The following is a 15533-nucleotide window of genomic DNA, read 5'->3' as shown; positions in this document are numbered from 1 at the left end:
GGCTTAGTTATCCTCGTTATTCTGTTGAGTTGCTTTTTCAGCTTGTTCTTTTGCTTGCTGGGCAGCTTTGCGTGCTTTCGCACGGGCTACGGCAGCAGCAACAGCGGCTTTTTTTGGATCGACTTCCGCTTGCTGAGCTTCTACTGTTTCAGTCTGGCTCTCAGGTAGAGGCTCAGCGTTATCAGCTTGTTCTTTTGCTTGTTGCGCGGCTTTGCGTGCTTTGGCACGGGCTACGGCAGCAGCGACAGCGGCTTTTTTCGGATCGACTTCAGCTTGTTGAGCTTCTACTGTTTCAGTCTGGCTCTCAGGCAGAAACTCAGCGTTATCAGCCTGTTCTTTTGCTTGCTGGGCGGCTTTACGCGCTTTAGCACGGGCTACGGCAGCAGCAACAGCGGCTTTTTTCGGATCGGCCTCGGCTTGCTGACTTTCTACAGGTTCAGTCTGAGATTCGTTCTGTTGGGCAGCCTTGCGTGCTTTGGCACGGGCTACGGCAGCAGCAACAGCGGCTTTTTTTGGATCAGCCTCAGCTTGCTGATTTTCTGTAGATTCAGTCTGAGATTCATTCTGTTGCGCTACTTTACGCGCTTTAGCACGGGCTACGGCAGCGGCAACAGCGGCTTTTTTCGGATCGACTTCAGCTTGCTGAGCATCTACTGTTTCAGTCTGGCTCTCAGGTAGAGACTCAGCGTTATCAGCTTGTTCTTTTGCTTGCTGGGCAGCTTTACGTGCTTTGGCACGGGCTACGGCAGCAGCAACAGCGGCTTTTTTCGGATCGGTCTCAGCTTGCTGATTTTCAACTGTTTCCGTCTTGCTTTCAGGTTGAGATTCAGTGCTATCCGCCTGTTCTTTTGCTTGCTGGGCAGCTTTGCGTGCTTTGGCACGGGCTACGGCAGCAGCAACAGCAGCTTTTTTCGGATCGGCCTCGGCTTGCTGACTTTCTACAGATTCAGTCTGAGATTCGTTTTGTTGGGCGGCTTTACGCGCTTTGGCACGAGCAATCGCAGCGGCGACGGCATCTTTCTTAGCATCGCCTGACACTTGTGCTTCTGGCACTGTTTCAGTTGAGCCACCGCTTTGTTCTGCGTGCAGTGCGGCTTTTCGTTCACGTGCTTGGCGCTTACGTTCTTCACGCAATTTAGCCATTTCAGTGTTATCAGGTACATCACTACCTGCTTGCTGAGCGGCAGCCTGTTTTGCTTTAGCGCGGGCAATGGCAGCCGCGACTGCTGGTTTTTTCTCATCTGCAGGAGCGGTAGATCTTGGTGCTGCTGATTCGGCTTGCTTTGCTTTTACGCGTGCAATGGCGGCAGCTACGGCATCATCACCGCCACTCGAAGACATTTCTTTACGGCGATCATCAGCGGCTTTCTTAAAGCGATTTTCTCGCTCAGCTTTATCGCGCTCCATACGTGCTGTTTTTGCTTCAAAGCGTAAACGAGCGCGCTCGGCATTGGCGGCATCTTGCTGACGTTCGGTAATTTCGGCTTTTGCCTGACGGTAGTATTGCACCAAAGGTATTTCACTTGGGCAGACATAAGCACAGGCACCACATTCGATACAATCGAACAAGTTGTATTCTTCGCACTTGTCATAATCTTGATCTTTGGCATACCACTGAAGCTGCTGTGGTAGTAAAGAAGAAGGACAAGCTTCGGCACATGCACTACAACGAATACAAGCCATTTCGTGCGTGTTTAAAGGCAGCTCTTTACGCTTTGGTGCCAGTACGCAGTTGGTTATTTTAGTGATAGGTACATTCGGATGAGGCAGAGTAAAACCCATCAATGAGCCGCCAATGATCACGCGAGGGTATTTCTTATCAGGTTGGTAGCTAAAACTGTCTAATAAGTAAGAAATAGGCGTGCCTAAGCGAGCAAAGACATTACCGCGTTGCTTGAATGCTTCACCGGTTAAGGTCACAACACGTTCAATTAATGGCTCACCATCGATGATTGCGCGTTTTACCGCAAACGCTGTTCCCACGTTTTGTACGATAACCCCAACAGACGTCGAACGTGCTTGGCTTGGTACTTCACGGCCCGTTAGTACTTTTACGAGTTGTTTTGAGCTACCAGATGGATATTTGGTCGGAATAACACGAATCAGGATCTGATCATCTTCTGAAACATGTTGTTCTAAAATACGAATCGCATCGGGCTTATTATCTTCAATCCCAATGATAGTTAACTTGGGTTTGACGATATGCTGAAGAATGCGAATGCCTTCGATGACTTCTTCAGCGTAATCTTGCATCAAGCGGTCATCGGCAGTGATGTAAGGCTCACACTCGGCAGCGTTGATGATCAAAATATCAACGTTACCAATACCACCTTGAAGTTTACGGCTGGTTGGGAAGCCTGCACCACCAAGACCGGCAATACCACTCAGGCGAATTTGTTCGATTAAATTAGAAGGTTCTTCAGTCGTGTAATCGGCAATGGACGTTTGCTCGCCCCACTGATCGTCACCATCGCTATCAAGTACGATACACAGATCGGATAAACCCGATGGGTGAGCGATGGTGCGTTCTTCAATCGCACTAATAGTCCCTGACGTTGGTGCGTGCACAGGCACACACATCGCGATATCACCTTTAGTTAAAGGCTGGCCTTTTAGTACGCGATCGCCAACAGCAACAATGATGTCGCCTTTTGCGCCAATATGTTGTTTTAACGGCAGCACCAATTGTTGTGGTACACCTGCATGTTGGATTGGCGCATTGCTTGAAATGGTTTTATTTTCTGGTGGGTGAATACCACCATGAAAGTCCCATAGCTGGCCTTGTTTGATTTGTTCGATAATTGACAGCATGGTTACTCTACCTTGTCGCTCGGTTCTGCAGGAAGGTTGACAACAGGGATCTGATTGAGATTCCACTTCCAGCTTTCTGGCGTCGTTTCGACTGGGATCATTTCAATACAGTCGGTAGGACAAGGTGCAACACACAAGTCACAGCCAGTACATTCGTCTTTAATAACAGTGTGTAATGCTTTAGTGCCGCCTACGATGGCATCGACAGGACAGGCTTGGATACACTTGGTACAGCCAATACACATATCTTCGTGAATAAAGGCGACTTTCTTGATTGACAGTTCTTCATCATGGGCGGCGTCTGGTACGTCTACACCCATAAGATCGGCCAGTTTTTCTATGGTCGCTTGGCCGCCAGGAGGACATTTGTTGATGTCATCACCATTTGCGATTGCCTCTGCATAAGGGCGACAACCAGGGTAGCCACATTGGCCACATTGTGTTTGCGGTAAGATTGCATCGACTTGCTCAACAATGGGATCAGCCTCGACTTTGAATCGAATAGAGGCAAACCCCAAAATCAAACCAAAAATAGCGGCAAGTACGGCGATTGCAATCACTGCAATTAAAATTCCGCTCATATTACAGTTTCACCAATCCAGTAAAGCCCATGAAAGCCAATGACATTAATCCAGCTGTGATCATTGCAATAGACGCCCCTTTGAAAGGTTCAGGTACATCTGCAGCTGCAATTCGTTCACGCATTGACGCGAATAGAATCAGCACTAACGAGAAACCCACTGCAGCACCAAATCCATAAATAACAGATTCGGTGAAATTGTGACGTTCATTGATGTTCAGTAGGGCAACACCCAATACGGCACAGTTAGTGGTGATCAGTGGCAAGAAAATACCTAATAAACGGTATAGGGTAGGGCTGGTTTTGTGCACGACCATTTCTGTGAATTGCACTACAACGGCAATCACAAGGATAAAACTCAGCGTACGCAAGTATTGAATGCCAAGGGGAACCAAGATGTAGGTTTCAACCAAATACGCACACACAGACGCGAGCGTTAGCACGAAGGTTGTGGCTAAGCCCATACCAATGGCAGTTTCTAGTTTTTTAGATACACCCATGAAAGGGCATAAGCCTAAAAATTTGACCAGCACGAAGTTGTTAACCAGTACTGTGCCGACAAGTAATAGCAGGTATTCAGTCATACCATCTTAATTATTTTTTGAAAGAGATCTGCATATTATCTGACTTTGAGCAAGCGATAACAACACCTCTCTTGCAGGGTTTTTCAAGAGTGGTGATTCTTTAAGCATTAAACGCCCGCCATGTATTGATAAATGAATAGCTTGTTATGATTCTTTTACGTGGAAAGTCAGTAGATGGCGCATTTATTCACATCTGTTAGCAGAGCATATTTCTGGCAATCTTCACCATGTTGCGTACTTGTATATGCTAGATGTTGGGTAATGTAACTTAGCTGTATTTAAAATTTTGCTTTGTGAGCAAAAATTAGTGATACATATAGCAATAAGTGTTTAATGGCAGTGTTTGGTGTTGTTTATGTGCCGAAGGTCAAAATTTTACAGTGCATTGTTAGGCAATATTGCCGAGCAATTAACTGGAGAGCTTTAATTTTATGGAATATTTATTCACCCTTGCTGTCGTTGGCCTTGTGGCGTACTCGATGCTTAAAAAGTTTAACCCACAAGCAACGCTGATCACGGCAGGCTTATTACTGTTAGCTTTTGCACAAATCATGGATATATCTCCTGTGCTGGCTGATGGTAAAACGCAAGGTGCCTTGTTTTTCGATCTTTGGCAGCGCTTTACTGAAATTACCAATAGTCGTTTAGGTAAAGTTGGTTTAACACTGGTATCTATTGCGGGTGTGTCAACATACTTAAACCATATCGGGGCATCTCAAGCCTTGGTTAAGTCAACTTCGCGCCCTGTGATGGCAGTGAAAAGCCCGTATGTGCTGTTGGCGCTAGTGCTGGTTTTTGTTTCTATCATGTATGTGTTTATTACAGGTGCGACATCGCTATCACTACTATTAATGGGGACTTTATACCCAGTACTGCGTAATGCAGGTGTGAGTGCGAAAACAGCGGTAGCGACCATCGTTATTCCAACGGCATGGGAATATGGCCCAGGTCAGATTAATGCGGTTATCGGTGCCAACGCGATTAACGTTGAAATCATGGATTTTGTGGTTAATCACCAAACCATTTTCCAACTATTGCTGCTTGTTTCTATTCCATTGGTTAACATTGCATGGCAGCGTTACTGTGATAAACGTGAAGGGTACGATCCTGCCCAAGATCGTGGTAAATACTTAGAAACACTTGAAAAGCAACACGATGAAAATGATGAAGTACCGGGCTTCTACGCGTTACTACCTGTACTGCCGTTCGTGTTCTTATTCGGCTTCTCAAGTATGGTAATGGAATCTATTACCATGACCATTCCGATCGCAATGATGTCGACCATTACGATTTGTATAGTGATTGAAGCAATTCGTTTTCGTTCTATTCATCGTGCATTCAACAACTTTGAAGCATGGTTGAAAGGCACGGGGATGATCTTTGCTAGCGTGCTAACGTTAATGATTGCCGCAGAATTCTTCTCTGCGGGTTTGAAAAACATTGGTGCGATCACTGCACTTATCGATACTGCAAAATCATTTGATTTAGGTCCAAGCGGTATTGTTATCGTATTCTCTGGTTTTATTTTGTTAACCGCATTTATTACAGGTTCAGGTAATGCGCCAGTAATGGCTTTCATTCCGATTGTGCCGCAAATCGCGACGAACTTTGGTGTGAATCCACTATTACCATTAGTGCCAATTCTATTTGCTGCTGGTATTGGACGTACTATGTCCCCTGTAGCAGGCGTAATCATCACGGTTTCAGGTATGGCAAACATTACCCCGATAGATGTTATTAAACGCACGTCAGTACCAATGATCAGCAGTATGTTGGTGGTATTAGTGCTGGCGGTAATCAAGTACTCGTAAGGAAAAGAAGATGGATATTTTGATGTTAAGTAATGGCAAGATTGCCGGCAATGACCACGTAATGGGCTTTGCGGCAGATGCGATTATTGAACAAGTAAAACGTACAGGTGCAAAAAACTGGGTGTTAATCCCTTACGCGGTAATTCGTTCGAGTCACGATGATCGTGTTGCTATGGTGCAACAAACATTTGATGCGTTGGGCTTAGATTGTGTCGTGACGGGCCTTCATCAAGCAAAAGACCCTGTAGCTGCGTTAAAAGCAGCAGATGGTATTTTAGTCAGCGGTGGTAACACTTGGGTACTCAACAAAACATTGCATGATTTAGGCTTAGTTGGCCCTATCCGCAAAGCGGTATTAGACCTAGGTATCCCATACATTGGCTGGAGCGCAGGTACTAACATTGCTTGCCCGACGATTCGTACGACTAACGATATGCCAATCATTACAGGCGCTATCTTACCGTCACTGAACCTTGTGCCATTCCAAATTAACCCGCATTACTTGGAAGCGAAGGTTGAAGGCCACAATGGTGAAACCCGTGATGAACGTATTCAAGAGTTCCTAGAAGTGAATAAGCATGAGCCTGTGATTGGTATTCCTGAAGGGACATGGCTGCACTTGCGTGATGGTGAATTGAGCTACCACAGTGCCAACGGTAAAGACTTGAAGCTATTTAGCTACGGTAATGAGCCTGTTTATTACACTGAAGGTCAAGACATTCAGTTCTTAATGGATCATAGCTGTTAATTACAAGAATTAAGCAGTTCAAGGCAGGCTATTAAGCTTGCCTTTTTTTTACCAGAAAATGGGCATAAATCCGAAATACTGAAATCTGCAGCCAGGTATAAACCTAAACTAATCGATTAATACCGATTTAGAATCTTGTTCGCATTTCAAGTAAAAGATCGTGAATTTCACCGTTAAAGTTGAATTTTGACCAGAGGTAATAATGGAAAAGTATGTTTTGCAAACATACTAAAAGTATCATCTTAGTGTGTAATTTCATAAGAAGAGCTAAAAAAGAAGCTAATAATAGATTTGGGAGGGTTATATAAGGTATAGATAAAAAGTGTGATCTCCATATTTTTCTTCATTATTATTTAAATTCATTAGCTTATGTACAAAAACTAATGTGACATAACTGTTGATTTGAATAAACTCATCATTAAGCTCAATAGAATATTCAAATGTCCAAAATTGGTGGTTAAAGCGATCAATATTGGTGATATTTCGCGAGTTAACGTTGATAAATAAGGCTTATAATTTCAATGTGGCACGTGAGTGGTGCGTTCTTGGCGTTTTCTTCCAAAAAGATTTACAAACTTAGCAGTAAATACAGTTTTTAATTTGAACTTTAGTGCCATATTTTGGTTAAAAGCTGTTCCAATACGCAAATAAACTGCCTTGTTTTATTTACCTGGTTTATCTAACCGTTATCATTAATTTATCTGGTTTTTATCACTGCTTAATGCAGTTATGGAAGGGCGCGTGTCAGTTAAAAATTCATTCAATATCCGAAATGCAGCAGCCGATACATTCGCTATGGTTATCTTTAGTTTTATCGCTGGTATGTTAATTGAAGTGTTTATTTCTGGTATGACGCTTGAACAGTCGCTGGCATCGCGTACGTTATCGATCCCCATTAATATCGCTATTGCGTGGCCTTATGGCGTATTTCGCGATGCAATGCTGCGTGCGGGTAAACGTCTATCAACATCTGGCTGGATGCGCAGTGTGGCAGATATGTTGGCTTACGTGCTATTCCAATCACCAGTCTATGCGATGATTTTGGTTGTAGTGGGTGCAGATACAGATCAAATCATGAAAGCGGTAGCGAGTAATGCAGTTGTTTCTGGTGCGCTTGGCGTTGTTTATGGCTACTTCCTAGATGCATGCCGTAAAATGTTCAAAGTACCGGGTTACTACCACGCTCAGTAAAGTGTTTTGATGTAGGCAAACTAAAACTGATTGAATGTGATTGAGCTTAGTCTCAGATATACAAAAGGTGCCATGAAAGGCACCTTTTTTGATCCTGTTATTACCACTCACACCTTGTGTTTATGCCTTGGCGAAGCGTCTACGCGCAAATGGGTGCGACTTTTGATTTTTGATAGCAACTTCCAATTGTGGATGCGCAATATCAATGTTGTGCTGAATGAATTTACGCTTGATACGGCAGTGTAAGTCATGCGTAAGGCTTAGGCGGTGACCAGTTTCAGCCGCATAAGCACGTACTTCAAAGTTCTGGCAATCGGCAGATAGCCCAAGGAAGAAGACTTCTGGCGCTGGGTTATCAATCACGAGTTCACATTCGTGGGCGGCATCAAACAATAATTGCGTGACTAATTCACTGTCCGCCATGTATTTGACGTTAATGGTGAGTGTCACACGTGTAATGGCATCAGACAGTGACCAGTTAACGAACTGCTCGGTCACAAAGGCTTTATTCGGCACAATCACTTCTTTACGATCCCAATCGACAATGGTGGTTGCACGGGTTTGGATTTTGGCTATAACACCCGTAAGATCGCGGATGGTTACTGTATCCCCGATACGGATTGGGCGCTCAAACAAGATGATGATACCCGAAATAAAGTTGGCAAATATTTCTTGTAAACCAAAGCCGAGCCCGACACCTAACGCCGCGACAAGCCACTGCATTTTAGACCAGTCAAAGCCTATTAGCCCTGACCCAACGATAATACCTACAAAGATGGTGATATAGCGGGTTAGTGATGTAAGTGCGTAACCTGTACCTGGACTTAGTTCTACATGCTGCAGGATCAACAGCTCCATTGCCGCAGGTAAATCTCGCGCAAAGACGGCAGTAAGGCCAAACGCTAACAAGGCGAGGAAGGCACTCTTAACCGTTATGGCGCTGAGTTCATCAATACCATTAATGGTATTGGTTACATCCCACAGGGTGACATCTTCCAGCAGTGTGGTTGCTTGATAGAGATCGGCCCATAATACGGCAAGTAAGGATAGATAAATAAGAAACAGTAAAGAGCGTAATAAACGCAGAGATTGCGCACTGATCTTATCGAGATCAATTTCAGGCTCTTCGATTTCAATTTGCATTTCACTGCTGGTATGCAGCTCTTCACGCTCTTCATTCATTTCTGCTAAACGTTGCGCCAAGATCTCTTGACGTTTTGTTTTGGCGCGATCAAACGCGAGTCGACGCTTTTGAATCAACATCAGGCGTTTGGTTAAGAAGTAAATCAGTAATGTTACTACGCCAAGAAATGCTGACACTTCAAGCTTTTCCATTACTGATTGTGCTGAACTTAAATAGCCCAGTAGCGCGGTGTAATTGAGTCCTTGAGGGATAATAATAAAGATCCCGAAGATCAAATGATGGCGTAGGTGGGCCTTCCCTTCTGGGACTTCACCATAAGTCATCGGCATTTTGTCGCGCCATAACTTATAAAGAAAATAGCTGACAGCGAGGTTACTAATGATAAAGGCAAGGCGACCTATGGTCGCGCGCACATCAACATCGCTATAAAGTAGCGTAAATTGTTGGATCACCATCATGGGGAAGTAGACCCACATGAAGTTACGGTAATGACTAAAGGCATCTTTCACGACTTTTTCATTCCAGCCAAAGTGGCTGATGAACAAGCCGTTATCGCGAACTAACTCGCGAATAAAGCAATATACAATTAAGGACAGTGGTAAGGATAAAGCCTGACCTAGATGGTGGAAAAATGGATACTGCCAAGCTTCAGTGAGTAAGTTACCAAGTAAAATAACGCACAATGGAATAGGCAATGCAAGTGCAAAGGCAATCATAACGTTGATGTAACTAAATCGGAATTTATCGAGGGTAACTTTGCCAATTTGTTTCTCTATCCGTTCTAATCGTACTTTCCAGCGTTTACGGCTCCAGCGGCTTACAACGAGTAATAGGCCTATAACGGTTGCGGTGAAAATGAAACTCGATAAGGTGAGCGCAGCTGGAAGTTTAACAATGTTGACCCACTGAAATGGCGAAAAGAACCAACGGGTTTTTTCTACGGTATCCACCACTAAATTCCAGCTGAGGCTGTTGGTATCGGGGGCCCAAAAAAGCTCTTTTTGTGATTCAGTCGCTAGCTCAATTAACGCGTTGTTGAGTTTGTCATAAGCGACTTTTAGCGTGGCTTCTTGGTAAATGACTTTGTCTGAGCTATTAACAACTTGCTTGAGCAAATCGATATTGGCTTCGATAAGTTCTTTTTCGGTTCGTTGTTGATCTGGCGTTAAATTCTTTGATGCAGGTAGCTTTGCTTGATTGATGAACCGATCAAGCTGTTGCTGGTATTCATACTTTTTTATCTGGTGTTGGGCTATTTGCTGATCCAGCACCTTGATGGGTGGGTTCTCGGGAAGATCTTTAATTCGAGTACGTAAGGTTTCACTAAATGCGGGGCTTAAACGTAACCATTCTGATACGCGATCAAGTTCTTCGGCTGCATGGCTAACCTGCGTAATATAGGCCGTAGTTTGTTGTTGAAGTTGTTGAATCTGTTCCGTTTGCGTTGACATCGTTGTGAGTGCGTTTGATAACTGCTTGTTGGTTAAAACTAGCCGACGAATTTCTGGTGGCTGATTCATTAGTTCACTTTGCAGTTCATCGCTTTGTTCTGCAGCTTCATCAACGGTTCTTCGTTCAACGCGATTGAGCATATTTTGTAGATTATTACGATATGCTTGGCTTGCTTCTATATCCAAGTTAATACGTTGGATACTGAGTTTAGCTAACTGACGACGATTCCCCGCACTGAGCTGCTCTGCTTCAAGCATGTAAACTTGGCTAATGTAATATTGATTTGCAATATCAAGCACTAACAGTTTATCTGCATTATTACTGGTGTTAGTTTCTACGCGGATTTTGTTTTCTGTCGCTTTGATTTTTGCGCGAAGCTGTTCTGTCTGAATCGAAAAGAGATCAATGCCTTGTTCAATATCTGAAAAGATATTTTTCTGGGTCTTTCTTGTTTGCTCAAACTGTTGCAATTTTTGATCTTGATTGGCCATTTCCAGTGTTAGCTGATCGGCGTTCCAATCGGTAAAATCTGGGAATTCAGTAGCAGAAAATGCATTGATCTCTTGCTTGATATCTTCGGCAAGCTTGGGGTAATCAGCCATTAACTGCTGATACTCTTGCGTTTGATTGTTGAAGTCTTTTATTTGCTCGAGCTGACGTTGCGCTTTTTGAAAGGTGTCTAAGGTTTTGAGGGTGTCCGGTGTTTTAGGCTCTTGCTCTAGTTGCTCAATCTTTTGACTCAGGGTTTCTTGAGTATTGGTGAGATCATCGGCATGGCAAGGGAATACTGAAAAACAAAGCAGCATCGTTGATATCAGCAGATGCTTGAAAATTGCCATACATTTTCCTTTTGAAGCGCAGACTCAGTGTGAGCGCAAGTTTGTGTAAATAGAGTAGTTTTAGCTAATTCTAAAGTGTAGCAATGAATAAATACAAGTGGCTGCCGCAAGATACAACGATTTGATCTAATACTCACCAAACAGTGATTCAATTCACAAAAACACTTGACCCTGACACGCTCACTGATTACATTAGCCGCCGTCGTTGCGCAGAGCGTTATCGACAATGTGGTGAGGTGTCCGAGTGGCTGAAGGAGCACGCCTGGAAAGTGTGTATACGGCAACGTATCGAGGGTTCGAATCCCTCCCTCACCGCCATCATCTTTTAAGGTGATGACAAATTAGGAGAGATGGCTGAGTGGTTGAAAGCACCGGTCTTGAAAACCGGCATACGTTTGTAGCGTATCTAGGGTTCAAATCCCTATCTCTCCGCCACATTCAAGAAAACCGCTGAAACGTCAGCGGTTTTTTTTCGCCTAAATTTTGTGATGATGAGATAGGGTGCCGAACCCTAGAACAGGGTTCACCTGAGCGAAGCGAAAGCACATTGCCCGTGCCGAAGGCGCGAAAAGGCAATAGCCCGAAGGGCGCGAGCTTGCGAGCAGAGGAAATGCCATCTAACTGTTACAACTTCATTTTGGTTCGAAACAGTTTGATATTACTGCGACTCACAGGAATATCAGTATTGCTGTGCTGTACATTGACAATGTAGGTACTGTTCATTCCTGGTGTAATTTGAGTGACTTTATTGAGGTTCAAACAATAGGAACGGTGACTACGAAAAAATAGCTCTTCAGGTAAGCGTAGCATTAACTCACTGATGGTGTAGGGGGCGATATATTGTCCCTCTTGTGTATAGACCTCGGTGATTTTCTCTTTCGCAATGGCGTAGTGAATGTCGTTAATATGAATGATGCAAATACGATTTTGTTGTTGAAGCGGGATAGTGGCTGCTGATAACGTTGATGGCCTAGTTTGTACTGTATCTTGCATTGTGCTTTGAACTGGTACTTGATGCTCAAGTTTTTCCAGAACGCGCTGCACACGTTCTACATTAAGCGGTTTCAGCAAATAGTCGACAGCTTCAATATCGAAGGCATCCAATGCGTGCTCTTTATAGGCAGTGGTAAACACCATCTTGGGCGCTTTCTTAGTATTATGCAGGTTTTTAGCGAGCATCATGCCATCAATAGATGGCACATTAATGTCCAAAAATAATACATCAACGGTATGGCCTTGCAGGTACTTAAAGGCCTGAAGACCATCATCAAACACTGCCACCACGTCGATATTACTGTATTGAGAAATCAGATACTTTAGCTCTTCTTGCGCTAAATACTCATCCTCAACTATTACCGCTTTCAACATATACAGCCTCTGCTTGACGAGTCATGACTTTGAAAGAAACTTCAACCCCATCTTTTAAGTTGTGGATTTGGAGCCCCTGACCATAAATGAGTTTAACGCGCTGATGCACATTGATTAAACCAATTTTATTCTTCTCCATTGCGCCACTATGAAGTTTATCAATGATAGTTTGTGGAATACCTGCCCCCGTATCTTTAACGCTGATCAAAACATGATCGCTTTGTTGTTTTACCCGAATCAATACATGCCCTTGGCGACTGAAAGGTTGAATACCATGCTGGATAGCATTTTCAACCAAAGGCTGGATGAGTAAGCAGGGGATTTGGATCTGAACGGGATCAATATCAAACTCTACTGAGAGCTTGTTACCAAAACGGGCTAATTCAATTGCTGTGTAATCTCTGACTTGTTGAAGCTCTGAATGTACATCAATAAAGTCTTCATCTCGTTCTAAATTATAACGAAGAAAATCAGCTAGGTTGGCGATCAAGGAGCGTGCTTTATCTGGCTGAATCCGAATTAAGGTCGAGATAGCATTGAGTGCATTGAATAAGAAGTGTGGATTAATCTTACTTTGTAATGCAGAGAACTCCGCTTTTTGTAGCATCATTTTGGTTTGTTCTGCGCTCGATGCTTCTATCTGGGTAGAGATCAGTACGGATAACCCCTGTGCCATTTCGATAAGCGGTTGTGAGATTTGATTTTTCTTACGAAAACAGATTTTCAGCGTACCTGTAATATGGTCGCCCTCTTGCAACGGGATGATTAAGGCTGAGCGGAAATCTTCGTATTCATAATTATTGGCAACGACATCGGTTTTTTGGGCTAAGACTTTTTGTACCAGCGGGCCACAGGCGGTTTGGTGGTCGTTATAGTGGCCGAGTGTTTTACCATTTGCATAGGCCGAGATGAATTCACGGTCAGTAATGAATACCGCATCGGCTTGGGTTTCTCTGCGAATAATGTCACATATCTGAGCCAGGCTATCAGCATGGTTTTTCTTGAATAAAGGCAGGGTTTGGTTGGCAATATCTAATGAACGTTTGGCTTGTTGGGCAGCAAAGCGATCGCGTTCATTGTGAACATCTTGAATTCGCTTAATGATTAAACCGATACTTGCAGAACCAAGCACCATAGGTAAACCAATGTTTTGAACAATACTGGCGGCCAAATCTTTGTCATCGGCTAGTAGGTATATTAATGCCATAGTTAATACTTCACAAAACATCCCAGCCGCGATGCCCCAGCAGATGTAATGCTTTTTATTGCCAAAGCGGTATATCAAGGTGCCACAAACCCCCGCGAAGGTACTGGTAATTAAGCAAGGGATAGATGTTGGACCATCTATATCGATCAAAAAGCGGTGAATACCTGAGATGATCCCCGCAGGTAGGCCGACCCAAGGGCCAAAAATAATACCGCCAGAAATAATGGAGATAATGCGAACATTGACTAATGAGCCTTCTACATTTACACCGGTATAAGTACTGAAAATCGCGAAAAAGATGAACAATATAGAGACAAAAATGAGCTCAGTCGGCTTCCGCTCTGATTCATCCTTATGCATGATATCTTTGAATACGCGTGCTTGTGTTAGCAAGAACAACGCTGACAACATGAATGCCGCGCGTTCCAATACATTGAATAGCATCTGTAAATGTTCAAGGAACAAGCTAGAACTCCTTTAACGAAAAAAGCCCTTATAGTGAACATAAGGGCTTAACAATCAACTTAACGGTTAGTGATTAGCACATCGCTGGCTGAAGCGGTTGCGCTTTACTTGGCAGTTTAACCGTAAGTGAGAACACGATAGAAATAACAACCAGTGCTAGCATCACAGAGAAGGTTGCAGTAAAGCCACCAAAGAAGGCTGCAATTACTGAGCCGACAAAGCTACCGATACCAAAACCTAAATAAATGAAACCGTAATTTTTGGTTAGGTTGTTTAAGCCAAAAAAGTCACTAACCAAAGATGGATATACGGTAATCGTGCCACCAAAGCTAAAGGCAATACAGGCAATTGCTAAGTAAAAACTTGATTGTTCTAGAGCGACTAGGCGTAAGCACACTACGCCGACTAAGCAAATAACCAGTGCAATACTGATAACACGAATACGCGCTATTTTATCTGACAATACGCCAAGCACCAAACGACCAGACAGGTTACACACTGCGATAATTGCAACAGAGGTTGCAGCGGCTGTTGAGTTCAGGTGAACAAAGTTCTCACCAATGTCTTTTGCTACCCCAATAACGTAAAGACCTGACATACAAACAGTTAAGAATATAAGCGAAAGCATCCAAAATTGTGGTGTTTTAAATGCCTCTGCAAGCGTGAAGTCTTCTGAGATTGGCGCTGCCATATTGGTTTGTGATTCAGCTTGGTTCGATTTGTTTTGGCTTGCTTCTTTATGGATCGGTGCGTCACGCATCATTATACCGCCAACCACCACGCAGCACATGGCGATTATGCCCCATACGCTAAATGTCATTTCTACGCCTGAGTGAGTTAAGAAGTACATGTTAATGTATTTGAAGCCTAGGCTACCTAAGCCGTAAGCGCCGATAGCACAGGCCGATGCAACACCTTTACGCTCAGGGAAAAACTTCACGCAGTTTGATAGCGTCATTAGGTAGCCTGTACCGTCAGCAAATCCCACTAAGAATCCAGCAACCACGTAGAGCACCATCAGATTAGGCGCATAAGAGGTGATGATTAAGCTAAGACCTAGCATGATGCCAGCACTGATCGTTACTTTACGCACCCCAAAGCGCTCTTGAAGTTTACCCGAGAGTGATGATGCAACAGCCAAAGAAAGACTTAAAATACCAAATGAGAAAGCAACTTGGCTGACAGGTGTCTCCAGCTTGCTTGCCAGTGGGGCATTAAAAAGGCTCCAGGTATAAACTGAGCCCAACGCAAATTGCGTTAGGATCGTACCCAGCAACGTCCATAGACGGTTGGGCTGATTGGCTGATGGTTGCATGCTGCATTCTCCAAAAAT

The 15533-nt window shown here is 43.8% G+C and carries 10 protein-coding genes and 2 tRNA genes; 5 read left to right on the top strand and 7 right to left on the bottom strand.

All coding sequences use genetic code 11. The annotated features are described in order from the left end of the window. Positions 1 to 3 precede the first annotated feature (3 nt). From rsxC to rsxA, 3 genes are read right to left on the bottom strand one after another with little or no spacing between them, the layout of a single operon-like run. Positions 4 to 2811: an electron transport complex subunit RsxC gene (gene rsxC, locus L4C35_RS11525; protein ID WP_428463000.1), complete on the bottom strand. Its 2808-nt coding sequence runs from the start codon at positions 2809 to 2811 to the stop codon at positions 4 to 6. Between the two features lie 2 nt (positions 2812 to 2813). Further along, positions 2814 to 3392, bottom strand: a complete 579-nt coding sequence (gene rsxB / locus L4C35_RS11520; protein ID WP_094956426.1) for an electron transport complex subunit RsxB — start codon at positions 3390 to 3392, stop codon at positions 2814 to 2816. Position 3393: 1 nt separating this feature from the next. After that, positions 3394 to 3975 carry an electron transport complex subunit RsxA gene (gene rsxA, locus L4C35_RS11515; protein WP_048901065.1) on the bottom strand — a complete coding sequence of 194 codons (582 nt, stop codon included), beginning with the start codon at positions 3973 to 3975 and terminating at the stop codon, positions 3394 to 3396. A gap of 431 nt (positions 3976 to 4406) precedes the next feature. On the opposite strand from rsxA, the gene dcuC reads away from it, so the two are divergent. From dcuC to L4C35_RS11500, 3 genes are all read left to right on the top strand, one after another. Continuing rightward, positions 4407 to 5786 carry a C4-dicarboxylate transporter DcuC gene (gene dcuC, locus L4C35_RS11510; RefSeq protein WP_428462999.1) on the top strand — a complete coding sequence of 460 codons (1380 nt, stop codon included), beginning with the start codon at positions 4407 to 4409 and terminating at the stop codon, positions 5784 to 5786. A 10-nt stretch (positions 5787 to 5796) separates the two neighbouring features. Beyond that, on the top strand, positions 5797 to 6534 hold the full coding sequence (pepE, locus tag L4C35_RS11505) for a dipeptidase PepE (RefSeq protein ID WP_428462998.1): 738 nt from the start codon (positions 5797 to 5799) through the stop codon (positions 6532 to 6534). 741 nt (positions 6535 to 7275) lie between these two features. Further along, positions 7276 to 7725 carry an L-alanine exporter AlaE gene (locus L4C35_RS11500; RefSeq protein ID WP_428462997.1) on the top strand — a complete coding sequence of 150 codons (450 nt, stop codon included), beginning with the start codon at positions 7276 to 7278 and terminating at the stop codon, positions 7723 to 7725. A 120-nt stretch (positions 7726 to 7845) separates the two neighbouring features. Here the strand turns inward: L4C35_RS11500 and mscM are convergent, their stop codons facing one another. Further along, on the bottom strand, positions 7846 to 11160 hold the full coding sequence (gene mscM, locus L4C35_RS11495) for a miniconductance mechanosensitive channel MscM (RefSeq protein ID WP_428462996.1): 3315 nt from the start codon (positions 11158 to 11160) through the stop codon (positions 7846 to 7848). 230 nt (positions 11161 to 11390) lie between these two features. On the opposite strand from mscM, the gene L4C35_RS11490 reads away from it, so the two are divergent. Beyond that, positions 11391 to 11478: transfer RNA gene (locus L4C35_RS11490), tRNA-Ser, on the top strand. 26 nt (positions 11479 to 11504) lie between these two features. Beyond that, positions 11505 to 11595 (top strand) — tRNA-Ser (locus tag L4C35_RS11485). A gap of 189 nt (positions 11596 to 11784) precedes the next feature. Here the strand turns inward: L4C35_RS11485 and L4C35_RS11480 are convergent. The 3 genes from L4C35_RS11480 to L4C35_RS11470 all read right to left on the bottom strand — a co-directional run bounded on the left by L4C35_RS11480 (position 11785) and on the right by L4C35_RS11470 (position 15515). Next, positions 11785 to 12528 (bottom strand): LytR/AlgR family response regulator transcription factor, encoded by a 744-nt coding sequence (locus L4C35_RS11480; protein WP_428462995.1) that lies wholly within the window; start codon positions 12526 to 12528, stop codon positions 11785 to 11787. Next, positions 12506 to 14200: a LytS/YhcK type 5TM receptor domain-containing protein gene (locus tag L4C35_RS11475; RefSeq protein WP_428462994.1), complete on the bottom strand. Its 1695-nt coding sequence runs from the start codon at positions 14198 to 14200 to the stop codon at positions 12506 to 12508. The genes L4C35_RS11480 and L4C35_RS11475 overlap by 23 nt, the downstream gene beginning before the upstream one ends. 73 nt (positions 14201 to 14273) lie before the next feature. After that, positions 14274 to 15515 carry an L-lactate MFS transporter gene (locus tag L4C35_RS11470; RefSeq protein WP_428462993.1) on the bottom strand — a complete coding sequence of 414 codons (1242 nt, stop codon included), beginning with the start codon at positions 15513 to 15515 and terminating at the stop codon, positions 14274 to 14276. Positions 15516 to 15533: the final 18 nt, after the last annotated feature.

The sequence above is a fragment of the Photobacterium kagoshimensis genome (genome assembly GCF_050337045.1).
GTDB lineage: Bacteria > Pseudomonadota > Gammaproteobacteria > Enterobacterales > Vibrionaceae > Photobacterium > Photobacterium kagoshimensis.
This window is presented reverse-complemented; position numbering and strand designations above follow the sequence as displayed.